The sequence below is a fragment of the Microbacterium sp. NPDC057659 genome (genome assembly GCF_042799915.1).
In the GTDB taxonomy this organism is placed as follows: Bacteria; Actinomycetota; Actinomycetes; order Actinomycetales; family Microbacteriaceae; genus Microbacterium.
In genome coordinates, this window is record NZ_JBHVHU010000002.1 from 982,234 (window position 1) to 1,006,970 (window position 24,737).

Here is a 24,737-nt window from a genome sequence, read left to right on the forward strand (position 1 = left end):
CGGTGGCGCTGCGAACCCGGTGCACGGCCCACCGCGGAGACTCGTCCTCATACCGGGAGAACACCCTGCCGGCCATCCGATCGGCGATCGCCAAGGGCGCCGACCTCGTGGAGTTCGATCTGCGGGTGACCTCGGACGGCGAGGTGATCGTGCTTCACGATCCCACCCTGGAACGGCTGTGGGGGCTTCCGCGCCGGGTCTCGGAGGTGACGCTGGCCGAGATCGTCGCGCTCGGGGCAGCCGACGACCGGCCCCCGCGTCTGCAGGAGGTGCTCGCCGAGTTCGACGGAACCGCGAGCATTCCCGTGATCGACGTGACGGATGCGTGCATGATCGCGCCCGCGATGACGATCGTTCGCGCATCCGGGATCTCCGTGACCTGGTGCGGCGATCTCGAGGCCATGCGGACGGTTCGGTGTCTCGACGGGGCGGCGAGCATCTGGATGCCGTGGGACCGGCCCGTCGCTCCGGCCGCGGAGGACCTGTCCGAGCTGAGGCCCGACACGATCAATGTGCCGGCCTACGTGGTCACGCAGGTCCTGGTGGACGGCGTGCACGCACGGGGCCTGCGGCTCTCGGCGTGGACCGTGGACGAGGCCGTGGACATGCGCGCGATGTGCGACGCGGGCGTCGATCAGGTGACGACCAACCGGCTCGAACTGCTGCAGCGCGTCGTAGAAGGAAGAGGAGAAGGAGAAGAGATGTCGGAGCAGTCGGAGTACGCGCGGGAGCGGAGGATCGCGGCCGCGCTCGGCGAATGGGCGATCGAGTTCACCCGGACCGCCGACCCGGGAGACATCCGCACGAAGCGCGACGAGGCCGACATCGTCACAGATGTCGACGTGGCGGTCGAGCGGTACGTGCGCGAGGTCATCGCCGTGCAGTTCCCCGAGCACGACTTCGTCGGTGAGGAGATGGGTGGCACGGCGCATCCCGGAACTCCATGCTGGTACCTGGATCCCGTCGACGGAACCGCCAACTTCGCCAACGGGATGCCGTGGACCGCGTTCTCGCTGGCTCTCGTCATCGACGGGCGTCCGGTCGTCGGCGTCGTCGCCGATCCGTGGCGCGAAGACCTCTTCGTGGCGGAGGCCGGGGTGGGGGCGCGCCTGAACGGACGCGAGCTGCGGCTCGAGGCGACCGCAGCGGACGGTGATCCGCTCCGCGGTCGGGTCGTCAGCACCGAACTCGCCAACCAGTACGCCTGGCCGGGGATGCTCCCGATGCTCGAGGCGCTCGGTCAGCGCTACTGCACGATGAGGATCATGGGGTCGGGCACCATGACCCTGACGGGCGTCGCGGCGGGCCGGGGGATCGGCGCCGTCGTCGGCAGCTTCGGGCCGGTGGACCACCTCGCTGCCGTCCTCATCGCGTCCGAGGCCGGCGCAGTCGTGCGGGATGAAGAGGGTGAGGACACACTGTTCCCGCAGAGCGGCGGGGTCATGGTCGCCGCCCCCGCCGCCGCTGATGCACTGCATGCGCTCTGGCACGAGGCCCGTCGGACGGCGCGAGGGGATCGAGCGGCCTAGATGCTCCCCGATCTGTTCCCTGCGACCCTCCTCGAGCAGCTGCTGTTCCTGGCCGGGGCGTTCGTGCTGTCGACGCTGATCGGCATCGAACGGCAGCGGAGCATGAAGAGCGCCGGCGTGCGCACTCACGCGCTCGTCGGCGTCGGTTCCGCTCTGTTCACGCTGGTGTCGGCCTACGGCTTCGCTGCTGTCGTCGGGACGGACGTCCAGCTGGATCCCTCGCGTATCGCGGCGCAGATCGTGTCGGGGATCGGCTTCCTCGGCGCCGGCGTGATCTTCGTGCGACGCAACGCCGTCAGCGGGCTCACCACGGCGGCCTCGATCTGGATGACGGCGGCGGTGGGCATGGCCTGCGGCGCCGGGATGCTGCTGCAGGCGTCGGCGGCAACAGTGATGTACCTGCTCATCGTGGGTCCGCTCAGCCGGGTGACGAAGCGGATCCCGACCGTCGCGCGGGACCGCAGTCTCTCCGTGCAGTACAAGGACGGCCGAGGCACGCTGCGCAACATCCTCGCGATGTCGACCGCCATGGGATACCAGGTGGCGCTCGCGGGCACGCAGCGGATCGAACGGCCGGGCAAGTCGCCTCGTGTCGAGGCCAATCTCATCTTCCACGCGGTGACACCGCCGCCTTCGGAAGATCTGGTCGAGGCGATCGGAGAGATCACGGGCGTGGTGTCCGTCCAGGCGCGCGTCGAAGCCGACTGACCAGTCGGAAGACTGCTAATTCATGTTGTTGTTAATATGTCCGAACATGCAATAATGGCTTTGTCGTGACTTTGATGAGGAAGGAACACGTGTGATCCAGATCGCGAACGCACCGGTCAGCTACGGTGTCTTCGAGCTCGCTCGCCCCGATCTCGTGAGGCTCCCCGAGGGAGAGGACCTCGCGCAGTGGATCGAGGACGCCGGATATCAGGGCATCGATCTCGGCCCGGTCGGGCTGCTGGGCACGGGAGTCGACCTCGTCGACAGGCTCCGGCGGCATCGGCTCGAGCTCGCCGGCGGATGGGTGGATCTGCCCTTCTCGGCTGAGCAGGGCGCCTTCGAGCGGGCGCTGGCCGATCTCGACGGCATCCTGGATGTGTTCGTCACCGCTGCGGATGCCGGTCAGGCCCTCGCACCCCTGCCGACGCTCGCCGACTCCGGGGATGCAGCGCGACGAGCGCGACCGGGCGGCGCACCCGAGCTGATGCTCCGGGGAGACCGGTGGCAGATGTTCGTCGAGCGCGTCGGCCAGGCGGTGGAGCGCGTTCGTGCGCGCGGTCTGGAACCCACCTTTCACCATCACGCGTGCACGTATGTCGAGACTCCCGCCGAGGTCGACGCACTGCTCGAGGCGACGGATGTCGGGCTCACCTTCGACTCGGGGCACCTGCTCATCGGCGGCGGGGACCCGCTCGCCGACTACCGGCGCTGGAAGGATCGCATCAACCACCTGCACCTCAAGGACGCCCGCACGAGCGTGCTCCGCGAGGCGATGGGCGACGACGACCCGATGCGCAGCGTGTGGGAGAAGCGCGTCTTCGTGCCGCTCGGCGACGGCGACCTCGCCATGGACGACCTCGTCCAGGAGATCGTCGACTCCGGCTACCAGGGGTGGCTGATCGTCGAGCAGGACGTCGTGCCCCGCTCCACCGCCGACGTGGAGCAGGCCCGTCGGGAGCAGGCGGCGAACCGCGAGCAGCTGCGGAGGTGGTTCGCATGACCCGCGTCCGTGTCGCCGTGGTCGGCCTCGGCGCGATCAGTCAGAGCGTTCACCTTCCGCTGCTGCAGCGCAATGCGCACCGGTTCGAGACCGTGGCGCTCGTCGACCTGTCCCGGGAGCGCACGGCCGACATGGCCGCGCGCTACGGTGTCGCCTCCGACGGATGCTTCCCCTCGGTCGACGCCCTCGTCGCGGCCATCGCCGACGGTCGGATCGATGTCGACGTCGCGATCCTCGCCACCACAGGTTCGCACGCGGGCGACACGCAGCGTCTCGTCGGCGCCGGCCTGCGGGTGCTGGCCGAGAAGCCCCTCGCGTACTCACTCGCCGAGCTTCAGGCGCTCGAGGACTACGCCGCCGAGGCGGGCATCGACCTGCGCGATCGCGTGCGCGTCGGATACATGAAGGAGTACGACCTCGCCTCGGTCCGTGCGCGCGAGCTGCTCGCCGACGTGCGGCTGCGCGCGGTGAGCGTCGAGGTCATGCACCCGCTCGACGGCGCCCAGCTCGAGTTCACGCGACTGGCACCGCCGGTCTCCGATGTCACGGGCGACATGCTCGCGCCGCTGCTCGAGGGCACTGACAGGGCCGTCGACGGAGCCGTCGGAGCATCCCTGCCGAAGGACCTGCGCACGCTGTACACCAACGTCGTGCTCGGCTCGATCGTGCACGACATCGGCCTGCTGCGCATGCTGGTCGGCGGTCTCGGCGAGGTGCAGCACGCAGAGCACTGGGGCGAGAAGATGCCCGGATCCGTGCACCTGCGCGGCACGCTCGCCACCGAGCGGACGCCGTGGACCATCGACTGGCACTACATCGACGGCTACCCCGACTACCGCGAGACCGTCACCTTCCATCACGAGACAGGCTCCATCCAGCTCGTCTTCGGGGTGCCCTATGTCACCAACCTGCCGACCGTCCTCCGAGTGCAGGAGGCACGCGAGGGTCTGGGGTCTGCGGTCACCGAGACGCGCTGGATGCAGCAGGAGGCGTTCGAGAACGAGCTCTTCGCGCTGGAGGCGATGGTCCGCGGGGAACGGCCGCAGGGCGCGAGCGTCGCGGAGTCGATCGAGGACGTGCGCGCAGGGCAGCGGATGATCCGCGCGATCGCGTCTTCGACGGGCGTCGAGCTCGAGTCCGGGGCAGAAGCCTCGCAGTAACCCACCCGCACCACCCATCAGGCCGGGCGATGAAGAGCCCGGCCACGAGAAAGGTCAATCATGCAGAAGAATGTGCAGCGTCGCCTTCTTGCGACGTTCGCGGTCGCCACGGCCGGTGCCGTGGTCCTGGCCGGATGCTCGGCGGACTCGGACGCGGACTCCGGAGACGACTCCGGCCCGGTCACCCTCACCATCACGGCCAATGCCATCACGGGAGGCAAGAACGCCGCGGAGGCGGACTGGTTCGCCGACTACGTGATCCCCGGCTTCGAAAAGGCGATGAAGGCCGACGGCAAGGATGTCACGGTCGAGTTCCAGCCGCAGGGTGTCGACGACGAGGACTACAAGACGAAGATCGCCCTCGACCTGCAGTCAGGCAAGGGCGCCGACATCCTCGGTATGGACGGCATCTGGGTCGGCGAGTTCGCCGAGGCCGGGTACATCAAGCCCCTCTCCGAGGTGGGCGGCAGCGCGGTCGACAAGTGGGACGGCTGGGACCAGATCCCGGACGCCGTGCAGAACGCGCTCTCCTTCGAGGGCGACCGCTACGGCGTGCCGCAGGGCGCGGACGGGCGCGTCCTCTACTACAACAAGGACCTGTTCGAGAAGGCGGGCCTCCCCGCCGACTGGCAGCCGACCAGCTGGGACGAGATCCTCGACGCGGGTCGCGACCTGAAGAAGGTCAAGGGCGTCACGCCGATCCAGCTGAACGCAGGGACGGCGATGGGCGAGGCCACCACGATGCAGGGGCTTCTGCCGATGCTCGTCGGCACCGGATCGCAGGTCTACGACGACGGCAAGTGGATCGGCGACGACTCGGGACTGAAGAAGTCGCTCGAGCTCTATCGCACGATCTACGTGGACGACAAGCTCGGCGACCCCGTGCTGCAGCAGGAGGCCTCGGGGCGCGACACCTCGTTCCAGCTGTTCGCCGAGGGCAAGATCGGCATCCTCCTGGAGGGCGACTATTTCTGGCGCTCCGTCATCAACCCCGAGGAAGGCGTCGGAACCGCCCCGATGAAGAACCGCGACGACGTGGTCGGATACGCCAAGATCCCGGCCATCGAGCCGGGCGCGGGGATCAACGGGCAGGACTTCGTCTCGATGTCGGGCGGCACCGGACGCGTGCTGAACCCCAACTCGAAGCACGCGGAACTGGCGTGGGAGCTGCTGGCGTTCATGAACTCGCCCGAGGCATTCGAGGCGCGCAACGCCGGGACCCTCTCGATCACGCCGCGCAAGGACGTCAACGAGAAGGTGCTGTCCTCAGACAAGATGCTCACCTTCGTGAACGACGAGGTGCTGCCGATCACCGCCTACCGTCCGGGCCTCGCAGCGTACCCGCAGGTGTCCACGCTGCTGCAGCAGGCGACGCTCGACGTCGCCACCGGCACGTCGGTGAAGGATGCGATGAAGTCGTACGTCTCCGGTCTCGAGGGCGTCGTCGGCGCCGACGCGATCTCGAAGTGACGCGATGACTCAGGCAACGATTCCGGCGGGGGGCGTCACCGCCCCCCGCCGGCGCCGGGCAGAGGACGTCGCCGGACTCGGCAGGGCCAGGGCGACGCTGTTCGCGACGCCCGGGCTGCTGCTGATCGGCCTCTTCCTCCTGTTCCCGGCGATCTGGACGGTCTACCTAGGTATGACCGACTACCGGCTGACGGGCTTCGCCGCGGCGAACCCGCAGTTCGTCGGATTCGAGAACTTCTCGACCGCACTGAACGACCCGCGGTTCTGGAACTCGCTGTGGCTCACCCTGGTCTTCGTGCTGATCTCGGGCATCATCGGGCAGACCGTGCTCGGGTTCGCGCTGGCCTGGATGCTGCGCAGCGTGCGCGGCTGGGTGAAGACGTTCATCGAGACCCTCGTGCTGGCCGCATGGGTCATCCCCGCATCCGTCGCCTCGTTCCTGTGGCTCGCCCTGCTGGACCGGCGCAGCGGAACCCTCAATGCGATCTCGGGAGCGGATGGCTACGCCTGGCTGATCCAGCACCCGATGGAATGCATCATCATCTTCAACATCTGGGTGGGGACCGCGTTCTCCATGCAGCTGTTCTCGTCGGCGATCAGCGCGGTCCCACCGTCGCAGCTCGAGAGCGCACGGATGGTCGGGGCGAACACCTGGCAGCAGCTGCGCGATGTCATCCTGCCGAACATCAAGGGACACCTGCTCACCAACACCCTGCTGATCACGCTGTGGACGTTCAACACGTTCACGCCCTACCTGCTCACCGCCGGCGGGCCGAACGGCGCCACCGACATCCTCTCCGTGTACATCTACCAGACGGCGATCCCCGGCGGTCAGCTCGGACTGGGCGCAGCGATCTCGCTCATCATGCTCGTGATCAACCTGGTGATCGCGCTGATGTACACCAGGGCGTCCGGCGGGCGGAAGAAGAAGGTGCACTCATGATGGCCTCCGTCAAGACCGTGGCACGCGACCGGAGCGTCGTCCACTTCGTCTCCCGAGTGCTGTTCACGATCGTGCTGGTGATCGTGTCGCTGTTCTTCGCGCTGCCGATGGTGTGGCTGGTGCTGGCACCGTTCGATGCGAATCCGACGCTGAACGTCTCCTGGCCCGACTGGACCCTCGACAACTTCGCCAGACTGGCGGAGAACCCCTACGCGCTGCACTCCATCCTCAACTCGCTGATCCTCGGTGTGGGGACGATGGTGCTGGTTCTCGTGCTCGGGGCGCTGGCCTCGTATGCGATGAGCCGGATCAACATCCCCGGCCGCGACGGGATCCTGTACGCGCTGCTGCTGCTGTCGTCCATCGTCACGGGCACCGCGGCGATGGTCCCGACGTTCCAGCTGATCACCCAGCTGCAGCTGATCAACACCCACATCGGGGTGATCCTGGTCCTCGCCGGCGGCATCCTGCCCACCGTGATCTTCATCCTGAAGGACTTCATGGACTCGATCCCGAAGTCCTACGAGGAGTCCGCGCGCCTGTACGGAGCAGGGCCGTTCCGGATCCTGAAAGACGTGGTGGTGCCCATCGCGCGCCCGGGTCTGGCGTTCATCGCGATCTGGACGATCGTGCAGGTCTGGGGCAACTTCCTGGTTCCGTTCCTGCTGCTGCGCACGCCGGACATGCAGCCGGCCGCGGTGCTGATGTACACGTTCTACACCGAGAGCGGGCAGGCCGATCTGCGATTGATCTCCGCGTTCTCGCTCGTGTTCTCGGTACCCGTTCTCCTCATCTACTTCTTTGTGAACCGACGCTTCGGTTTCCGCTTCCACGGAGGGATCAAGTCCTGATGGCCGCCATCATTGCCAAAGAACTCGTCAAGGAGTACCCCGGCGGGGTGCGCGGTGTCGACAGCATGGACGTGGAGATCGCCGACGGCGAGTTCTTCGCCCTGCTCGGGCCCTCCGGATGCGGGAAGACCACGCTGCTGCGGTCGATCGCGGGGCTGGAGAGCATCACGTCGGGGACTCTCGCCATCGGCGAGAAGGATGTCACGAATGCGGAGCCCGGTGACCGTGGCGTCGCCATGGTCTTCCAGGACTATGCGCTGTTCCCGCACATGGATGTGGGCGACAACATCGCCTACCCGCTGCGGATCCGCCGGGTCTCCAAGGGGGAGCGCCGCGCGACCGCTCAGTCGGTGGCGGACGGACTGTCTCTGGACGGGCTCATCGAGCGCCGGCCCGGTCAGCTGTCCGGTGGGCAGCAGCAGCGCGTGGCCCTGGCCCGTGCCGTCGCGACGCGGCCCGAGGTGCTGCTGCTCGACGAGCCGCTGTCGAACCTCGATGCCCGGCTGCGACTGGAGGCCAGGACGTTCCTCAAGGAGCTGCAGCGCGATCTCGGTGTCACCACGGTCTTCGTCACGCACGACCAGGCCGAGGCTCTGGCGCTCGCCGATCGGATCGCCGTGATGAAGGCAGGGAAGCTGCAGCAGATCGGGTCGCCCAAAGAGGTGTTCCACCGGCCGAACAACACCTTCGTCGCCGGGTTCATCGGCGCGGTGCCGATGAATCTGCTGCGCACCACCGTGACCGGCGGGCGTCTGCCGGTCGGCGACGCACAGCTCCCGGTCCCCGCGGAGAGTGCGGCGCACGTCACGGACGGACAGGACGTCATCTGGGGCATCAGGCCGGAGTATCTTCGCTGGTCGACCGAGGAGGTCGCCGGCGGCATCCCGGCCGAGGTGATCGTGACGGAGAATCTCGGGGCGACGGCCCTGATCCTGGTGGGCTGCGGCGATCAGAAGCTGCAGATCGTCGTGCCGGAGGAGGCCGAACCGGAGCGTGGGGCGCGAGGTTGGATCGTTCCTCAGCACAGCCGCGCGCTGCTGTTCGATGCCGAGAGCACGGAACGGATCGGCTGATGGCCTCCGTGCGCACGACCCTGCACCTCACCCATGAGATGCAGAACGAGGACCGCTACGTCCGGGTGCCGTTCGAGGTACCCGCCGGTGTGGATTCGCTGCAGGTCCGGATCTCGTACGACCGTGACGCCGCGGTGATCGACCTGGGCTGCGAAGGCGGCGACGGCTGGCGGGGCTGGTCGGGCGGAGCGAGGACCGAATACGTGATCCGTGCGGACGACGCGACGCCCGGCTACCTGCCGGGGCGTCCGGAGGCCGGCGAGTGGGCGGTCGTGCTGGGGGTGCACCGGCTTCCGGCCGGTGGTGCTCCCGTCCAGGTCGAGGTGCTGATGCCTGCCGAGGCGGGCATCGAGCACGGGCCGGAGACCGTGCCGGTGCAGCGTGCGGTGCGGGGGAGCGATCGCGGGCTGCCCGCTGCCTCCGGCATGCGATGGTACGCCGGAGACTTCCACGCGCACACGTTGCACTCCGACGGGCGGGAGAGCATCTCCGGCCTCGCCTCGCTGGGGGTGCAGGCCGGACTCGACTTCCTCGCCGTGACGGATCACAACACCACGAGCCATCACGCGCATCTCGGTCCGGTCGGCGCGCGGCAGGGGATCACGCTGCTTCCCGGCCAGGAGGTCACCACCCACCGCGGGCATGCGAACGCCTTCGGCGACATCGGCTGGATCGACTTCCGCCGCCCGGCACAGACCTGGGTGGACGAGGTCGAGCGCAGAGGCGGAGTGCTCAGCGTGAACCATCCGATCTCGGGGGACTGCTCGTGGCTGCATCCGCTCGAGCGCCGTCCGCAGGCGATCGAGCTGTGGCACTCCACCTGGTACCGCGAACTCATCGACACCGCTCCGTTCGCCTATCACGCGCTCTGGCCCGCCGGTGCGACGCTGCTCGGCGGCGCGGACTTCCACATGCGCAGTCAGGGCGTCGGACCTGGCACGCCGACGACATGGGTCGCGGCCGAGGACTCCTCGGCCGAGGCGATCCTCGCCGGAGTCGCGGCGGGACGCACCGCGATCATGGGCGGCCTGCGGGGGCGCGACGGCCTCACCGTCCCCGACCTGCTCGGCGCGCCCGTGCTGCTGCGCCTCGACGGCGACGTGGTGGCGATCGACGCGGACGGCCTGGTGCTCGTCGACGGACTCGGCGCCCGTCGCATGGTGCATGGAGATCGCGCCGTGTTCGACGCCGACCCGGCCTCGGGGCCGTACTACCTGCTCCATCCCGATCGCCAGATCGCCGCGCTCTGCGCCTGACCGAACCCCTTCTCACAGAACCGGAGATCCTGCCCGTGACCAGCAGCCAGATCGTCGTCGTCCCGCACACGCACTGGGACCGCGAATGGTACGAACCGCACGACGTGTTCCGCCTGCGCCTCGTGCACATGCTCGACCGGCTGCTGGGGATGCTCGAATCAGAACCCGAGTACCGCTTCACCCTCGACGGACAGGCGGCGGCGATCGAGGACTACCTTGAGATGCGTCCGGAGAACCGCGAGCGAGTGGTCGCCCTCGTGCAGCGCGGACAGCTGAGTCTCGGGCCGTTCCTCATCCTGCTCGACGAGTTCGGATGCGACGGCGAGACCATCATCCGAAACCTCGAGCTCGGCCGGGCTTCGAGCACCCGCCTGGGCGGAACGATGCCGGTCGGATACCTGCCCGACATGTTCGGGCACGCCGCCCAGATGCCGCAGATCCTGAGCGGATTCGGCATCAGGCACAGCGCGCTGTGGCGAGGCGTCCCGGCAGCGATCCAGCACCACGCCTTCGCCTGGGTGGCGCCCAACGGCGACGCGGTGCGCTGCGAGTACATTTTCGACGGCTACGGGAACGGACTCGACATGTTCGCCCTGCCTGGACAGCTGCCCGAGCTGGCCCCCGACTATGCCGCTCGCACGGCGTCCTGGTACGGCGAGGCGCCGGTCATGGCGATGCTCGGGACCGACCACTCCGCGCCGCCGGAGGATCTGGTGCAGGTGATCCGCGACTACGACGCCCGCGGGCAGGAGCCGGAGCTGACGATCGCCACGCTCGACGCCCACCTGTCGCGCTATGCGACGGATGCACAGGCGCTTGCGGCGCTCCCCGAGGTGCGGGGCGAGATGCGGTCGCATGCGCGCGGCAACCTGCTGCCGGGTGTCTTCTCCATCCGGACCAACCTCAAGGCGGAGATGGCCCGTTCCGAGCGCGCTCTGGCCGTCGCAGAGCGCCTCGATCTGCTCTACGGACGCCGCGACCACCGTGCGTTCTTCGACACCGCCTGGTACCGCCTCGTCGAGAGCACGGCGCACGACTCCGTCACCGGATGCGGCGTGGACGCGACGGCCGAGCAGGTCGGCACGCGGATCCACACCGCAGGGCACATCGCGCGCGGTGTGATCGACGACGTGCTGCGCGACCTGTCGGCGGGCACGACCCCCGATCGGCACCTGGTGTTCAACCCGTCGGGCTTCGCCCGCCGCGCGCAGGTCGAGGTCACACTGCACGGCATCGGCGGGGAGGAGCAGCCCGAGGGCGTCCAGCTGCTCGAGCCGCTGCGCACGGTGCTCGGCGACGAGCGTCTGCGCACCGATGAGCTTCCGAAGATCCTGCGTCGCATCCACGGTCGTGAGCTGTTCGGGCAGCAGATCAACGGCTACGAGTGGGGTGAGCACTCGCTGCGCTTCCAGGTCGCCGAGAGCCCTGCCGGCGTGTGGGACCTCGCCGCTTTCACCGCGGAACTGGAGGACCGCGTGCGCGCGGATGCCGACGGCACCGCACTCTGGCACGTCGAGACGATCGCGGATCCACGGCACCGGGCGCTGCTGTCCGTCGACCTGGGCGGGCTCGGCCTGGCCGTGATCTCGGAGAGCACGGCTCCCACTCCGATGGATCCCGTGCGGGTGACGGCCGACGCACTGTCGAACGCCAGGCTGACCGCGACGGTCGCACCCGACGGGGCTGTGCGCATCGAGACAGCGGCCGGTGTCGTGATCGACGGTGCGCTGGCGCTGGTGGACGAGGGCGACTGCGGGGACTCGTACAACTTCGGGCCGGTGGACCAGGCATCCGCCGTCACCGTCCCGACCTCGGTGCGGACCAAGGTGCTCGACGAGGGTCCGCTGCGTGGAAGGCTGCTCATCCGCCGGGTGTACGACCTGCCGGAGGGTGTGGACGAGAACCGACGGCGCACGGCATCGACCGCGCCCCTCGTGACCGAGACGACGGTCGAGCTGCGTGACGGCGAGGACTTCCTGCGCGTGTCGATCGACTACGTCAACACCGTCGCGGACCATCGGCTGCGGGTGCTCGTGCCGACAGGCGCCGCCGGCCTCGAGGAGTCCCGGAGCACAGGTCAGTACGGCACGACGGTGCGCGGCCGCGAGGCCGAAGGTGGCTGGGGCGAGTTCCCGCTGCCGACCTACCCGGCGTATCGCTCGGCCTCCGCGGGCGGGGTCTCGGTGCTGGTGCAGAAGCTGACCGAGTACGAACTCGTCTCCCGCGACGGACAGGAGGACGCCCTCGCGCTGACCCTCTCGCGATCCGTCGGGATGATGAGCGTCAACCTGCATCCGCTGCGGGACGAGCCGGCCGGATCCGAGATCCCCGTGCCAGGGGCGCAGTACCTCGGCGTGGCCGTGCACACCGACCTCGCGATCGTCGTCGGGGGCGATGACGCCGCCGTCGCCAGGACGGCCGACCTGTTCCGCCTCGATCCCCACGTCGTCCGCGGCACCGGCGCCTCCGAGCGGCCGTTGCCCCGGCCGACCGTCGCCGGCGAGAGCGAGGGCGACGTCGTGCTCGAGTCCGCCCGCCGCGTGGCGGACCGTGCAGAGCTGCGCTTCGTGAACTATCTGGCCGAGGAGCGGCCTCTGGCCTGGGCATCCTCCGCCGATGCGGTGCGCACCGATCTCGCCGGCACCGGTGAGACTCCCGTGGACACCCGGACCGAGAACCTGCCCGGCGGGCAGATCCTCACCCTGTGGCAGAGCATGTCGACGGAAGCGCGCCGATGAACGCCGCGTCCGCCGCGCCGGAGGTGCTGGCCGTGGGCCGACTCGGCGTCGATCTGTACCCGCTGCAGGACGGTGTCGGGCTGGCCGAGGTGACCACCTTCGGCAAGTACCTCGGCGGTAGCGCGGCGAACGTCTCGGTCGCCGCCGCCCGATACGGGCACCGCGCGGCGCTGATGTCCAGGGTCGGCGACGACCCGTTCGGGCGCTACCTGCTCGACGAGCTCACCCGCCTCGGCGTCGAGAACCGGTACGTGGCGACAGACGAGGACTTCAAGACGCCGATCACGTTCTGCGAGATCTTCCCGCCCGACGACTTCCCGCTCTACTTCTACCGGGAACCTGCCGCCCCCGACCTGCAGATCCGGGTGGCGGACGTCGAAGCGTCCGCCGTGCGTGACACCTCGCTGCTGTGGCTGACCGTCACCGGCCTCAGCGAGGAGCCGAGCAGGCAGACCCACTTCGACCTGCTGGAGCGGCGATCACGACGCCCGCACACCGTGCTCGACCTCGACTACCGGCCCATGTTCTGGCCGGATGCCGTGGCGGCGAGGCGGCAGATCGACCGCGTGCTCGACGCCGTGACTGTGACGGTCGGCAATCTCGAGGAGTGCGAGGTCGCCGTCGGCGAATCCGACCCGCATCGCGCGGCGGATGCACTGCTGGAGCGCGGCGTCGAACTGGCGATCGTCAAACAGGGACCGCGCGGCGTGCTCGCCAAGACCAGGGACGAGCAGGTCGAGGTCTCCGCTCACCCCGTCGAGGTCGTGAACGGGCTCGGAGCGGGAGACGCCTTCGGAGGCGCGCTCTGTCACGGGCTGCTGGAGGGATGGCCGCTGGCGCGGACCCTCCGCTATGCCAACGCGGCCGGCGGGATCGTCGCCGGCCGCAGGGAATGCTCGACGGCGATGCCGACCCTCGACGAGGTCGCGCGGGTCGTGGACGGAGGGGCCTGAGATGAAGATCCTCACTGACGAAGACTTCCGACGCATCCGTGCAGTGCGCGCGGAGTCGCCGCAGGACATCCGCGAGGCGCTGGCGCGACGACGTCGCCGTGAGGTGATCCGCGGCGACGGACGGCTGTTCATCATCGCCGCAGACCACCCTGCGCGGGGGGCGCTCGCGGTCGGTTCATCGCCGCACGCGATGGCCGACCGATGCGAGCTGCTCGATCGCCTCGCCGTCGCACTGCGGCATCCCGGGGTCGACGGCGTGCTGGGCACGCCGGACATCATCGACGACCTCGCGCTGCTCGGGCTGCTGGACGACAAGATCGTGGTCGGATCGATGAATCGGGGCGGCCTGCGCGGGGCCTCGTTCGAGATGGACGACCGGTACACCGGGTACGACGTGCCGACGATGCTCGACTCCGGCGTCGACTTCGCCAAAGCGCTGCTGCGGGTGAACCTCGACGACGACGGCACGGCGCCCACGCTGGCGGCGACCGCCGAAGTCGTGACGGCGGCGGCACGGGCCGACCTGCCGATCATGCTCGAGCCGTTCATGAGCAGGAGCGTCGACGGCCGGATCGTCAACGACCTCGACCCGGACTCCGTGATGCTCTCGATCGCGATCGCCAGCGGACTGGGCACCAGCAGCCGATCCACCTGGCTCAAGCTGCCGGTCGTCGACGAGATGGAGCGTGTGCTCTCCGCCACGACGATGCCCGTCCTGCTGCTCGGCGGTGATGCCGGCGCCGACCCCGATGACACGTTCTCATCCTGGGAGGATGCGCTCTCGATGCCGGGTGTGCGAGGGCTGACAGTCGGACGCACCCTGCTCTACTCGAACGGCGGCGACGTCGAATCCGCCATCGACACCGCTGCGCGGCTCGTCCACCCCGACCTGGCACGCCCGTCCCATTCCTGAGGAGGACCCATGACCGATGCCGACCTTCCCCCCGTCATCCCGCACTGGATCGACGGTGCCGAGCGGATCCCGGCGGACGCGCGCACCGCGCCGGTGCACAATCCGGCCACCGGTCGCGTCGCCGCGCGGGTCGCCCTCGCCGACGGCGTCGAGATCGACGCCGCCATCGCCTCCGCGCAGCGCGGGTTCGAGGTGTGGAGCGGCTACTCCGTGGCCAGGCGGCAGACGGTGCTGTTCGCGTTCCGCGAGCTGCTGAACGCGCGGCGGGACGAGCTCGCCGCGATCATCACTGCGGAGCACGGCAAAGTGCTCTCCGACGCGATGGGCGAGATCCTGCGTGGGCAGGAGGTCGTCGAACTCGCCTGCGGGTTCCCGCATCTGATCAAGGGCGACTACACCGAGAACGCCTCCACGGGCATCGACGTGTATTCGATCAAGCAGCCGCTCGGCGTGGTCGGCATCATCTCGCCGTTCAACTTCCCCGCCATGGTTCCGATGTGGTTCTTCCCCGTGGCGATCGCCGCCGGCAACGCCGTGGTCCTCAAGCCGAGTGAGAAGGATCCGTCTGCGGCGCTGTGGATCGCGCGGCTGTGGACTGAGGCCGGACTGCCCGACGGCGTGTTCACCGTGCTGCAGGGTGACAAGGCCGCCGTGGACGGGCTTCTGGAGAGCCCGGTCGTCCAGTCGATCTCATTCGTCGGCTCGACCCCGATCGCGCAGTACATCTACGAGACCGCCTCCCGCGCCGGCAAGCGCGTGCAGGCCCTCGGCGGAGCGAAGAACCACATGCTCGTCCTGCCCGACGCCGACCTGGATCTCGCTGCGGACCAGGCGGTCAACGCCGGCTACGGTGCGGCAGGGGAGCGCTGTATGGCGGTGTCCGTCGTGCTCGCCGTCGAGCCGGTGGCCGACGCGCTCATCGAGCGGATCGTCGAGCGGATCGGGCGGCTGCGCATCGGCGACGGCGCGGGCGGGCCGGAAGGCGAGCCCGACCTCGGGCCGCTCATCACCGGAGAGCACAGGGATCGGGTGTCCCGTTACGTCGACATCGCCGAGGCGGACGGCGGCCGGATCGTCGTCGACGGCCGCGGATGCGCGGTCGAGGGCAGGGAGGACGGCTTCTGGTTCGGCCCGACGCTGATCGACGGTCTTCCCACGACCTCTCGCGCTTACCAGGAGGAGATCTTCGGGCCGGTGCTGCAGGTCGTGCGCATAGGTTCCTTCGATGAGGGCGTTTCGCTCATCAACTCGGGTCGCTTCGGCAACGGCACGGCGATCTTCACGAACGACGGCGGTGCGGCGCGGCGCTTCCAGCACGAGGTGCAGGTCGGCATGATCGGCATCAACGTACCGATCCCCGTCCCGGTGGCGTACCACTCCTTCGGAGGTTGGAAGGCTTCGCTGTTCGGCGATGCGAAGGCCTACGGGGTGCACGGGTTCGACTTCTTCACGCGGGAGAAAGCCGTCACCAGCCGCTGGCTGGATCCCGCCACTCACGGCGGCATCGACCTCGGCTTCCCGCAGAACGCCTGACCGCGAGAGGAACCCATGAGCACCGACGACCAGCGCTGGTTCCATCGCAGGGGAGCACTGTCCCGTGAGGGGTGGGAGACCGTCGTGGACGGGCGCGTCCCCGGCTGGCAGCACACCGGCATCCGCATCGGCGAACTGCAGGAGGGACGACGTCTCGATTTGCCGGAGAGCGGCGTGGAGCGGATCGTCGTCCCGCTGGAGGGCTCGTTCACCGTCAGTCACACCGAGGCCGGCGCGACGCAGGAGACCGCGCTGGAGGGGCGGGCCTCGGTGTTCGACGGACCGACGGACGTGCTCTATCTGTCGTCGTCGGCCACCGCGGTGATCAGCGGGGCGGGGCGGGTGGCCGTGGCCGCGTCACCGACGACCGCTGTGCGACCCAGCCACCGCATCCCCGCATCCGACACTCCCGTGGAACTGCGGGGAGCGGGAGCCGCGAGCCGTCAGGTGCACAACTTCGGCACGCCGGAGGCGCTCGACGCCGCTCGGCTGATCGTCTGCGAGGTGATCACGCCTGCGGGCAACTGGTCGTCGTACCCACCGCACAAGCACGACGAGCAGGTGCCGGGTCACGAGTCCCGGCTGGAGGAGATCTACTACTTCGAGTCGGCGCCCTCGCGAGGGGACGGGCCCGAGGACGCCGCGGCAGGAGCGTTCGGACTCTTCTCGACGTACTCGTCGCCGGCGGGCGAGATCGAGATCGATGCGATGGTGCGCACCGGCGACATCGCGCTGGTCCCCTACGGCTACCACGGGCCTGCCGTCGCGGCGCCCGGTTACGACCTGTACTACCTGAACGTGATGGCGGGACCGGACCAGGAGCGTGCGTGGCTCATCTCGGACGACCCCGCGCACGCCTGGGTGCGGGACCGCTGGCAGCACGAGCCGGTCGACCCTCGGCTTCCCTTTATGGCAGAAGGAGCGCACTGACATGCAGACCAAGCGGATGACGGTGGGGCAGGCTCTGATCGAGTTCCTCGCCAATCAGTGGACGGTCGACGCCGACATCAGGGAGCGCACGATCCCCGCCGTGTTCGGCATCTTCGGCCACGGCAATGTCGCCGGGCTCGGCCAGGCGCTGCAGCAGCTCAACGCCGAGAGCCCCGACCTCATGCCCTACCGCCAGGCCAGGAACGAGCAGGCCATGGTGCATCAGTCCGTCGGCTACGCCCGGATGCATCGTCGCCGCGCGACGTTCGCCTCGGCCGCCTCGGTCGGCCCCGGCGCCACGAACATGCTCACCGGTGCGGCCCTCGCGACCACCAACCGCCTTCCCGCCCTGCTGCTGCCGAGCGACACCTTCGCCACCCGGGTCGCCGATCCGGTGCTGCAGCAGCTCGAGATGCCGCACGACATCGGCCTCACCGTGAATGACGCGTTCCGTCCGCTCTCGGTGTTCTTCGACCGGGTGCAGCGGCCGGAGCAGCTGTTCTCGATCGCGCTCTCGGCGATGCGGGTGCTGACCGATCCCGCCGAGACCGGCGCGGTGACCATCGCCCTTCCCGAGGACGTCCAGGTCGAGGCGCTCGACGTGCCCCTGGAGTTCCTGTCGCCGCGTGAGTGGCATCTGCGCCGGCCGCTGCCGGAGCGAGGGCCGCTGGAGCGCGCGATCGCGGCGATCCGCGGCGCGCGGAGACCCCTGATCGTCGCGGGCGGCGGCGTGATCTACTCCGGCGCCGAGGAGGCGCTGCGCGCCTTCGTCGAGGCCACGGGCATCCCGGTCGGCACGACTCAGGCCGGTGGCGGATCGGTGCCCTGGAACCACCCGCAGTACCTCGGCGGGATCGGGGCGACCGGCAGTACCGCGGGGAATCGGATCGCGGCCGAAGCCGACCTGATCATCGGCGTCGGCACCCGGTACAGCGACTTCACGACGGCATCCCGCACCGCATTCCAGAATCCGGACGTCGTGTTCGTGAACATCAACGTCGCCTCCTTCGACGCGTACAAGCACGGTTCCCGGCTCCCCATGGTCGCCGACGCGCGTGAGGCACTCGTCGCGCTCGCCGCGGAGCTCGGCGATCTGCGGGTGTCCCCGGAGTATGCCGCCCGTGTCGCCGTGGAGAAGGCGGGATGGGATGCTGCAGTCGACGCGGCCTTCGAGCCGTCCGGCCTCGCGCGGCCCGGTCAGGCCCAGATCATCGGCGCCGTCCGGGCCGCGGTCGACGATCGCGACGTGATCGTGCAGGCGGCGGGCTCGCTTCCCGGTGATCTGCACAAGCTCTGGCGGGTGTCCGATCCGCTCGGCTACCACGTGGAGTACGCCTACTCCACCATGGGGTACGAGATCGCGGGCGGTCTGGGCGCGAAGCGCGGCCTGCTCGCCGACGGCGATGACCGCGACGTCGTCATCATGGTGGGAGACGGCTCGTACCTGATGCTGAACTCCGAACTCGTGACCGCGGTCGCCGAGGGCATCAAGCTCATCGTCGTCCTCGTGCAGAACCACGGCTTCGCGTCGATCGGGCATCTGTCGGAGACCGTGGGGTCGCAGCGCTTCGGCACTCGGTACCGAAGCTACGACCCGCGGGCGCGCAACTTCCAGGACGGCGAGATCCTTCCCGTCGATCTGGCGATGAACGCGCGCAGCTACGGAGTGGACGTGATCGAGGTTCCCACTGCCCCCGACGCGATCGATCGCCTGAAGGAGGCGATCGCCGTCGCCAAGGCGTCGACGACGACCACACTGATCCATGTCGAGAGCGATCCGACGCTCTACGCACCTGATGGCGAGGGCTGGTGGGACGTGCCCGTCGCGGAGGTCTCGACGACGGCGAGCGCGCGGGCCGCCCGAACCGAGTACGAGCAGCAGCGGAGGGCCCAGCGCCCGCTCCTCTGACGCGGTTCCGTCAGAACAGCAGGTACACCGCGCCCAGAACGGTCAGCACGATCACGATGCGGTCGAAGAGCTGCTGCGGCATCCGCTTCGCGAGCGCGATGCCGGCGAGCGCGCCGACGACGACCAGCGGGGCGAGCACGAGGTCCATCAGCAGCACCTGAGGCGTGAACAGGCCGAGGCCGGCGAGGAACGGCACCTTCATCACGTTCACGATCGCGAAGAACCATGCCGAGGTGCCGAGGAACACCTGTACGGGTGTGCGCGTGGCGAGGAAGTACATCGACATCACCGGGCCGCCGGAGTTCGCGACCATCGTCGTGAATCCGGCGAGCCCGCCGTAGGAGAGCCCGAGCAGCGGGCCCGCGGGCTTCTCGTCGGTGTGCCGGCGCCGCCACAGTGTCACGGCGATCATCAGCAGCAGGATCACGCCGATCGCGCGCCGCACCGTGGCGTCGCCGGTGAGCATCAGGAACAGAAACCCCGCCAGCAGCCCGACGACCACTGCCGGCGCGAGCCGCAGCAGGGTCGGCCAATGCGCGTGCCGCCGGTAGGCGATCAGCGCGAAGATGTCGCCGACCATGAACAGCAGCAGCATCGCCGCCGTCGAGGTGCGCGCCGGCAGCACCGCCGCGAGCAGCACGACCGAGATCGTCGCGGCACCGGGCACGGCGGTCTTGCCCAGTCCCGCGACCAGGGCTGCGATCGCCAGCATCCCCCAGGCGAGCGGGGCGATCTCCATCATCCGGCGGCGTCGATGACGGCGACGATGTTGTCATAGCCGCGCTGCGCCGCCATCTGGCGAGGCAGGTCGCCGTTGCCGTCGCGGATGCTCAGATCGGAGCCGCCCTCGATGAGCACGCGCACGACCTCGGCGTAGTGGTCGGAGCCGTCGCCGAGCTCGATCGCCTCGTGCAGTGCTGTCCAGTGCAGCTTGTTGATGTGGTTCGGGTCGACGCCCGCTTCGAGCAGGATCTCGATCGTCGGGATCAGACCGCGCTCGGATGCCGGGATCAGCGCTGTGCCGCCGAAACGGTTGACGCTCTTCAGATCGGCGTCGTGCTCGAGCGTGAGACGCAGGATCTCGTCGTGACCGCGGGCACCGGCGTAGAGGTAGGCCGAGTCCTGGATGTCGTCCTTCGCGTTCACGTCGGCACCCGCCTCGATCAGCACCCGTGCTGCCTCGACGTGGTTCGCCTTGGTCGCGGTGATGAGCGGAGTCATGCCGCCGCGGCCGCGGGCCTCGATGTCGGCGCCGGCGTCGAGGGCGGCGCGGACGGCGTCGGCGTCACCGGCGGATGCCGCGGCGAGAAGGTCGGCGGATGCTGCAGACATGAGGTCTCCTGGGGGAAGCAGGGGCCCGGCGTTCGCCGGCATCCTTCTGGTATACCAAATCGACCGGCTTCGATCACGGCGAAGGGCGTGGACCCCAGCCGTCGATGGCGCGCTTCGCCTCGGCGAGCCCCACGCCGGTGCGCTCGCGATAGAGCTTGATCGCGCTGATCGGCTGCCCGGCGGCGAGGAGCCGGTCGATCTCGGCCGCGGCCTCCGGGGCCAACTCCGCGGTCGGCGCAGCCGCCGTCGCCGCCGGAGGCGCGACGGTGCCGGTCTCCCAGCTGTCGATGCGATCTTTCGCCTCCTGCAGCGACATCGGCGACAGCTCGCGCAGGCGCTTGATCGCGGCGATCTTGTTCCCGGATGCGAGGAGCGCATCGATCTCCGACAGCGAGCCGGCCGAAACTGGGCCTGGGGGTGGCGTCGGCACCGACGGCCGCATCGACTTCAGCGCCCAGCCGGCCACGACGAAGAGGACGATCAGGCCGACGACCCACATCCACGCTTCCATCGGCAGCCTCAGCCGCGCACGGAGGCCAGTGCCGCGGCGAAGCGCGCGGCACGCGCCTCGAGGTCGGCCCAGTCGCCGGCCTTGATGGATGCTCCGTTCGCGAGGTCTCCGCCGGCGCCGACCGCCACGGCGCCTGCAGCGAACCAATCGGCGACGTTGTCGGGGTTCACGCCGCCGGTCGGCATGAGCGGGGCATCCGGGAACGGGCCGCGCAGCGCGCCGAGGTACGACGGCCCGCCCAGCGAGGCGGGGAAGATCTTCACCACGTCGACGCCGAGGTCGAGCGCCGACATCACCTCGGTCGGCGTGAGCGCGCCGGTCATCACGACGCGTCCGGTGCTGAGCATCGCGCGGGTCAGGTCGGGCAGCGTTCCCGGGCTGACCAGGAACTCGGCTCCGGCCTCGGCGGCGGCGTCCGCCTGTGCTGCCGTGGTCACGGTGCCCGCACCGATCACGGCGGCATCCCCGTGGCGGGCGATCAACTCGCGGATGACGGCAGGGGCATCCGGGGTCGAGTACGTGACCTCGATGCCGGTGACGCCGCCGCGGATGATCGCCTCCGAGGCGTCGATCGCGGCCTCCGGGGACGGTGCGCGGAGCACGGCGAGGACTCCGGCGGAGCGGGTGCGGGCGAGGCGGTCGGTCATTGGTGGCACCTTTCGTCTGCTTCATTCTGGCTGCCGATTCCTGTCATTACAAGTTGTTCTCTTTGATCGTGCGGCGCTCGAGCGACACCGGCAGGACCACGCACCAGGTTCTCCCCATCTGCCACCGCGTACCCTTGGGGGTATGACCGAATCGCCCCGCACGCGCCAGACGCGACCCGTTTCCGCGTCCACCCCGGGGAAGGTCCGGGAGACGAAGGCCCCGCAGGTGCGTCCTGCGACCGAGGGCTGGACGCAGAAGAAGGATGCCGAGGGCCGCCCCCTGCTGCAGTTCGCGAGCCCGCGCCGCGGCAAGCCGCCCGTGCACTTCGCCGACTTCACCCCTGCCGAGCGCATCGAGAAGGTCAAGGAACTGGGCCTGCCCGGCTTCCGCGCCAAGCAGCTCGCGACGCACTACTTCACGCACTACACGTCCGACCCGGCCGAGATGACGGACCTGCCCGCCGCCCAGCGCGACGAGCTCGTGGCAGGCCTCATGCCGCCGCTGCTCACCGAGGTGCGACGCCTCGAGACCGACCGCGGCGACACGATCAAGTTCCTCTGGCGCCTGCACGACGGCGCTCTCGTCGAGTCGGTGCTCATGCGCTACCCGGGCCGCATCACGCTGTGCGTGTCGAGCCAGGCCGGATGCGGCATGAACTGCCCGTTCTGCGCCACCGGTCAGGCCGGGCTGACGCGCAACATGTCCACGGCCGAGATCCTCGACCAGATCGTGCGCGCCAACCGGCTCATCGCCGACGGCGGCCTCGGCGACCCGCGCAAGGTGGGCCACGAGGGCGAGCGCGTCACCAACATCGTCTTCATGGGCATGGGCGAGCCGCTCGCCAACTACAGGCGCGTCATGGACGCCGTGCGCACGATGGTCGCTCCGCAGCCCGAGGGGCTGGGCATGAGCGCTCGCGGCATCACGGTGTCGACGGTCGGCCTGGTGCCGGCCATTCGCAAGCTCTCCGACGAGAACATCCCGGTGACCTTCGCACTCTCGCTGCACGCACCCGACGACCAGCTGCGCGACGAGCTCATTCCGGTGAACTCGCGCTGGAAGGTCGACGAGGCGCTGGATGCCGCGCGCGAGTACTTCGAGAAGACCGGACGCCGCGTCTCGATCGAGTACGCGCTGATCAAGGACATGAACGACCACGCCTGGCGCGCCGACCTCCTCGCCGAGAAGCTGAACGCCCGTGGCCGCGGCTGGGTGCACGTGAATCCGATTCCGCTGAACCCGACGCCCGGCTCGATCTGGACCTCGTCCGACAAGGACGTGCAGGACGAGTTCGTACGCCGTCTCAATGACGCCGGCATCCCGACGACCCTGCGCGACACCCGCGGCAAGGAGATCGACGGCGCCTGCGGCCAGCTGGTCGCCACGACCGAGGACGAGGCCGCTGCGGCCGCGATGGCCTGATCCTCAGACCTCTCGTCGGGTCGCAGCTCGCCCGGTCAGGCGTGCGACTTCTCCGGCCGGAGCGCAGCCCGTCGCGGCACGGCCGATGTGTTCCGGGATGAGGCGCGACCGGAGCGCGCGCCGTCCAGCAGGCGGCTGATCCGGATGCCGCCCTTCGCCGGCTCCTGGTGCACCTGCATGACCAGGGAGCGGATGAGTGCCTCGGCGCGTGCCTGGTGGTGCCACTGCACTCCGGGGGTGAGTCCCTCGTCGATCCGCCGGAGCAGCTCCAGCTCGAGTCCAGCGGGAAGAGCGTCGTGCACGGCGTAGTGGTCGAGCACGTCGGCGATGGTCCAATCCGGCGTGAAGCGCCCGGAAAGCGGTCCGATGGTGGTGTTTTCGTGTCTCATTGGACCAGAATGTGACGGTATGAGCACCGTCGACAGGGCCAATCCCCGGCTGGTGGACCAGAGGACGGCCACCGTCGATTCCGGAGCGCTTGCGGCGCGGCTGGGGCGCTGGTCGCAGGGCGACGGCACCCTGTCGGCACAGCTGTCGTCACGCATCCGCGCCCTGGTCGACACCGGCGAGCTGCGTCCTGGCGACCGGCTTCCTGCGGAGCGAGCGCTCGCCGCGGCGGTCGCGGTGTCGCGCGGCACCGTCGTGGCGGCCTACGCCGATCTCGCGGAGCGCGGGGCGGTCGAGCGCCGGCAGGGCAGCGGCACCCGCATCGCCGGGACGGCGGTGTCGCAGCCCGGGCGCGCAGCCCGCGGCGAGGCGCTGTTCTCGGCGCTCCCGAACTCGATCGACCTGCTGCGCACGGTGCCGCAGATCCCCGAGCTCGGCGTGCGCCTGATCCGCGAGCATCAGCCCGACCTCGCGCTCGCCCTGCTGCCCGAGACCGACCCCGCCGGGCTCCCGATGCTGCGCGACCTGATCGCCGGGCTGTACACGGCGGAGGGCGCGCCGACCACGTCCGAGCAGATCCTCGTGACCCACGGCGCGCAGCAGGCGATCAGCCTGGTCATCCACGCGCTCATCGAGCCAGGAGATGTCGTTCTCGCCGAGGAGGTCACCTGGCCCGGCGTCACCGACACCGTCCGTCTGCGCGGCGGTGTGGTGCACGGCATCCCGATGGGCGAGGACGGGCTCGATGTCGTCGCTCTCGAGGTCGCCATGGCGCGGATGCGCCCGGCGCTGGTCGCGCTGAATCCGCACCACCAGAACCCCACCGGCACCCGGCTGCCGGCGGCCGCCCGCCGCCGTGTGGCCGAGCTCGCCGCGGAGTACGGCGTGCCGGTGATCGAGGATCGTGTGGTCGCGGGGATCGCCTTTGACGGAGTCGTGCCGCCACCGCTGGCCGCCGAGCGACCGGATGCCCCTGTGATCGTCGTGGAGTCGGTGTCGAAGTGGGTCTGGGCGGGGCTGCGCATCGGATGGCTGCGTGCGGATCCCGTGCTCGTGCGGCGATTGCGCGGAGCTCGTCAGTTGGCGGACCAGTCCACGAGCGTGCCGGCCCAGCTGCTCGCGATCGACCTGCTCGCGCATGCGAACGAGCTGCGGCGTGAGGTGGCACGCACCCATCAGGCTCGGCTCGACCTGCTGCTCGAACTGATGGCCGAGCACCTGCCGGACTGGACCTTCACGCCGCCGCGCGGCGGCCTGTCGCTCTGGACGCGGATGCCGGCCGGCTCGGCCGACGCCCTGGCGCGTGTCGCCGCGGCGCACGGCGTCTCGGTCGCCGGCAGTGGCGAGTTCGCGGCATCACCGTCGCCGGACGACCACATCCGGATCCCGTTCACCGCGCCCGACGAGGTGCTGACCGAGGGCATCCGGCGTCTCGGTGAGGCCTGGGCGGAGTGCCGCGCGACGCTCTGAG

General features: G+C 69.5%; 22 protein-coding genes. 17 read left to right on the plus strand and 5 right to left on the minus strand.

Annotation, left to right across the window (positions count from 1 at the left end; genetic code table 11):
• Positions 1–2: 2 nt before the first annotated feature.
• The 15 genes from ACFVAE_RS13165 (at position 3) to iolD (ending at position 18,966) form a co-directional block, all read left to right on the plus strand.
• Positions 3–1,529 carry an inositol monophosphatase family protein gene (locus ACFVAE_RS13165; protein WP_378892793.1) on the plus strand — a complete coding sequence of 509 codons (1,527 nt, stop codon included), beginning with the start codon at positions 3–5 and terminating at the stop codon, positions 1,527–1,529.
• Positions 1,530–2,237 (plus strand): MgtC/SapB family protein, encoded by a 708-nt coding sequence (locus ACFVAE_RS13170; RefSeq protein ID WP_378892797.1) that lies wholly within the window; start codon positions 1,530–1,532, stop codon positions 2,235–2,237.
• Positions 2,238–2,328: 91 nt separating this feature from the next.
• Entirely contained in the window at positions 2,329–3,237 is a 909-nt protein-coding gene (locus ACFVAE_RS13175; protein WP_378892800.1) for a TIM barrel protein, read from the plus strand.
• On the plus strand, positions 3,234–4,397 hold the full coding sequence (locus ACFVAE_RS13180; RefSeq protein WP_378892802.1) for a Gfo/Idh/MocA family protein: 1,164 nt from the start codon (positions 3,234–3,236) through the stop codon (positions 4,395–4,397). Before ACFVAE_RS13175 ends, ACFVAE_RS13180 begins: the two co-directional genes overlap by 4 nt.
• 60 nt (positions 4,398–4,457) lie before the next feature.
• Positions 4,458–5,867 (plus strand): extracellular solute-binding protein, encoded by a 1,410-nt coding sequence (locus ACFVAE_RS13185; protein WP_378892805.1) that lies wholly within the window; start codon positions 4,458–4,460, stop codon positions 5,865–5,867.
• A gap of 4 nt (positions 5,868–5,871) precedes the next feature.
• Positions 5,872–6,810, plus strand: a complete 939-nt coding sequence (locus ACFVAE_RS13190; protein ID WP_378892808.1) for a carbohydrate ABC transporter permease — start codon at positions 5,872–5,874, stop codon at positions 6,808–6,810.
• A complete protein-coding gene (locus ACFVAE_RS13195) occupies positions 6,807–7,661 on the plus strand; it encodes a carbohydrate ABC transporter permease (protein WP_378892811.1) in 855 nt (284 codons plus the stop codon). The genes ACFVAE_RS13190 and ACFVAE_RS13195 overlap by 4 nt, the downstream gene beginning before the upstream one ends.
• A complete protein-coding gene (locus ACFVAE_RS13200; RefSeq protein ID WP_378892814.1) occupies positions 7,661–8,734 on the plus strand; it encodes an ABC transporter ATP-binding protein in 1,074 nt (357 codons plus the stop codon). The genes ACFVAE_RS13195 and ACFVAE_RS13200 overlap by 1 nt, the downstream gene beginning before the upstream one ends.
• The gene (locus tag ACFVAE_RS13205) at positions 8,734–9,990 is read left to right on the plus strand and encodes a CehA/McbA family metallohydrolase (protein WP_378892817.1); all 1,257 of its coding nucleotides are present in this window, start codon (positions 8,734–8,736) and stop codon (positions 9,988–9,990) included. The genes ACFVAE_RS13200 and ACFVAE_RS13205 overlap by 1 nt, the downstream gene beginning before the upstream one ends.
• A gap of 35 nt (positions 9,991–10,025) precedes the next feature.
• Positions 10,026–12,728, plus strand: coding sequence for a hypothetical protein (locus tag ACFVAE_RS13210; protein WP_378892820.1), 2,703 nt, complete (start codon positions 10,026–10,028; stop codon positions 12,726–12,728).
• Positions 12,725–13,681: a 5-dehydro-2-deoxygluconokinase gene (gene iolC, locus ACFVAE_RS13215; protein ID WP_378893569.1), complete on the plus strand. Its 957-nt coding sequence runs from the start codon at positions 12,725–12,727 to the stop codon at positions 13,679–13,681. Before ACFVAE_RS13210 ends, iolC begins: the two co-directional genes overlap by 4 nt.
• Position 13,682: 1 nt before the next feature.
• Positions 13,683–14,594: a deoxyribose-phosphate aldolase gene (locus tag ACFVAE_RS13220; RefSeq protein ID WP_378892823.1), complete on the plus strand. Its 912-nt coding sequence runs from the start codon at positions 13,683–13,685 to the stop codon at positions 14,592–14,594.
• Positions 14,595–14,603: 9 nt separating this feature from the next.
• Positions 14,604–16,127 (plus strand): CoA-acylating methylmalonate-semialdehyde dehydrogenase, encoded by a 1,524-nt coding sequence (locus ACFVAE_RS13225; RefSeq protein WP_378892826.1) that lies wholly within the window; start codon positions 14,604–14,606, stop codon positions 16,125–16,127.
• A gap of 15 nt (positions 16,128–16,142) precedes the next feature.
• Positions 16,143–17,057 (plus strand): 5-deoxy-glucuronate isomerase, encoded by a 915-nt coding sequence (gene iolB, locus ACFVAE_RS13230; RefSeq protein ID WP_378892829.1) that lies wholly within the window; start codon positions 16,143–16,145, stop codon positions 17,055–17,057.
• A 1-nt stretch (position 17,058) separates the two neighbouring features.
• The gene (gene iolD, locus ACFVAE_RS13235; RefSeq protein ID WP_378892832.1) at positions 17,059–18,966 is read left to right on the plus strand and encodes a 3D-(3,5/4)-trihydroxycyclohexane-1,2-dione acylhydrolase (decyclizing); all 1,908 of its coding nucleotides are present in this window, start codon (positions 17,059–17,061) and stop codon (positions 18,964–18,966) included.
• A 10-nt stretch (positions 18,967–18,976) separates the two neighbouring features.
• Here the strand turns inward: iolD and ACFVAE_RS13240 are convergent, their stop codons facing one another.
• The 4 genes from ACFVAE_RS13240 to ACFVAE_RS13255 all read right to left on the minus strand — a co-directional run bounded on the left by ACFVAE_RS13240 (position 18,977) and on the right by ACFVAE_RS13255 (position 21,456).
• A complete protein-coding gene (locus tag ACFVAE_RS13240; RefSeq protein ID WP_378892835.1) occupies positions 18,977–19,708 on the minus strand; it encodes a sulfite exporter TauE/SafE family protein in 732 nt (243 codons plus the stop codon).
• Entirely contained in the window at positions 19,705–20,298 is a 594-nt protein-coding gene (locus tag ACFVAE_RS13245; protein ID WP_378892838.1) for an ankyrin repeat domain-containing protein, read from the minus strand. The genes ACFVAE_RS13240 and ACFVAE_RS13245 overlap by 4 nt, the downstream gene beginning before the upstream one ends.
• 73 nt (positions 20,299–20,371) lie before the next feature.
• A complete protein-coding gene (locus tag ACFVAE_RS13250; protein ID WP_378892840.1) occupies positions 20,372–20,809 on the minus strand; it encodes a hypothetical protein in 438 nt (145 codons plus the stop codon).
• A gap of 8 nt (positions 20,810–20,817) precedes the next feature.
• Positions 20,818–21,456, minus strand: coding sequence for a bifunctional 4-hydroxy-2-oxoglutarate aldolase/2-dehydro-3-deoxy-phosphogluconate aldolase (locus tag ACFVAE_RS13255; RefSeq protein ID WP_378892843.1), 639 nt, complete (start codon positions 21,454–21,456; stop codon positions 20,818–20,820).
• A gap of 142 nt (positions 21,457–21,598) precedes the next feature.
• On the opposite strand from ACFVAE_RS13255, the gene rlmN reads away from it, so the two are divergent.
• A complete protein-coding gene (rlmN, locus tag ACFVAE_RS13260) occupies positions 21,599–22,879 on the plus strand; it encodes a 23S rRNA (adenine(2503)-C(2))-methyltransferase RlmN (RefSeq protein WP_378892846.1) in 1,281 nt (426 codons plus the stop codon).
• Between the two features lie 35 nt (positions 22,880–22,914).
• On the opposite strand, the gene ACFVAE_RS13265 is transcribed toward rlmN, so the two are convergent.
• Entirely contained in the window at positions 22,915–23,268 is a 354-nt protein-coding gene (locus ACFVAE_RS13265) for a hypothetical protein (RefSeq protein ID WP_378892849.1), read from the minus strand.
• Positions 23,269–23,287: 19 nt separating this feature from the next.
• Here ACFVAE_RS13265 and ACFVAE_RS13270 point away from each other — a divergent pair, with 19 nt between their 5' ends.
• A complete protein-coding gene (locus tag ACFVAE_RS13270) occupies positions 23,288–24,736 on the plus strand; it encodes a PLP-dependent aminotransferase family protein (protein ID WP_378892851.1) in 1,449 nt (482 codons plus the stop codon).
• Position 24,737: the final 1 nt, after the last annotated feature.

What these genes read in the sequence shown, in the direction of transcription:
- ACFVAE_RS13170 (WP_378892797.1), top strand. Translation starts at nt 1,530, where the DNA reads ATGCTCCCCGATCTGTTCCCTGCGACCCTCCTCGAGCAGCTGCTGTTC.
- ACFVAE_RS13180 (WP_378892802.1), top strand. Translation starts at nt 3,234, where the DNA reads ATGACCCGCGTCCGTGTCGCCGTGGTCGGCCTCGGCGCGATCAGTCAG.
- ACFVAE_RS13185 (WP_378892805.1), top strand. Translation starts at nt 4,458, where the DNA reads ATGCAGAAGAATGTGCAGCGTCGCCTTCTTGCGACGTTCGCGGTCGCC.
- ACFVAE_RS13190 (WP_378892808.1), top strand. Translation starts at nt 5,872, where the DNA reads ATGACTCAGGCAACGATTCCGGCGGGGGGCGTCACCGCCCCCCGCCGG.
- ACFVAE_RS13195 (WP_378892811.1), top strand. Translation starts at nt 6,807, where the DNA reads ATGATGGCCTCCGTCAAGACCGTGGCACGCGACCGGAGCGTCGTCCAC.
- ACFVAE_RS13200 (WP_378892814.1), top strand. Translation starts at nt 7,661, where the DNA reads ATGGCCGCCATCATTGCCAAAGAACTCGTCAAGGAGTACCCCGGCGGG.
- ACFVAE_RS13205 (WP_378892817.1), top strand. Translation starts at nt 8,734, where the DNA reads ATGGCCTCCGTGCGCACGACCCTGCACCTCACCCATGAGATGCAGAAC.
- iolC (WP_378893569.1), top strand. Translation starts at nt 12,725, where the DNA reads ATGAACGCCGCGTCCGCCGCGCCGGAGGTGCTGGCCGTGGGCCGACTC.
- ACFVAE_RS13220 (WP_378892823.1), top strand. Translation starts at nt 13,683, where the DNA reads ATGAAGATCCTCACTGACGAAGACTTCCGACGCATCCGTGCAGTGCGC.
- ACFVAE_RS13225 (WP_378892826.1), top strand. Translation starts at nt 14,604, where the DNA reads ATGACCGATGCCGACCTTCCCCCCGTCATCCCGCACTGGATCGACGGT.
- iolB (WP_378892829.1), top strand. Translation starts at nt 16,143, where the DNA reads ATGAGCACCGACGACCAGCGCTGGTTCCATCGCAGGGGAGCACTGTCC.
- iolD (WP_378892832.1), top strand. Translation starts at nt 17,059, where the DNA reads ATGCAGACCAAGCGGATGACGGTGGGGCAGGCTCTGATCGAGTTCCTC.
- ACFVAE_RS13240 (WP_378892835.1), bottom strand. Translation starts at nt 19,708, where the DNA reads ATGATGGAGATCGCCCCGCTCGCCTGGGGGATGCTGGCGATCGCAGCC.
- ACFVAE_RS13245 (WP_378892838.1), bottom strand. Translation starts at nt 20,298, where the DNA reads ATGTCTGCAGCATCCGCCGACCTTCTCGCCGCGGCATCCGCCGGTGAC.
- ACFVAE_RS13250 (WP_378892840.1), bottom strand. Translation starts at nt 20,809, where the DNA reads ATGGAAGCGTGGATGTGGGTCGTCGGCCTGATCGTCCTCTTCGTCGTG.
- ACFVAE_RS13255 (WP_378892843.1), bottom strand. Translation starts at nt 21,456, where the DNA reads ATGACCGACCGCCTCGCCCGCACCCGCTCCGCCGGAGTCCTCGCCGTG.
- rlmN (WP_378892846.1), top strand. Translation starts at nt 21,599, where the DNA reads ATGACCGAATCGCCCCGCACGCGCCAGACGCGACCCGTTTCCGCGTCC.
- ACFVAE_RS13265 (WP_378892849.1), bottom strand. Translation starts at nt 23,268, where the DNA reads ATGAGACACGAAAACACCACCATCGGACCGCTTTCCGGGCGCTTCACG.
- ACFVAE_RS13270 (WP_378892851.1), top strand. Translation starts at nt 23,288, where the DNA reads ATGAGCACCGTCGACAGGGCCAATCCCCGGCTGGTGGACCAGAGGACG.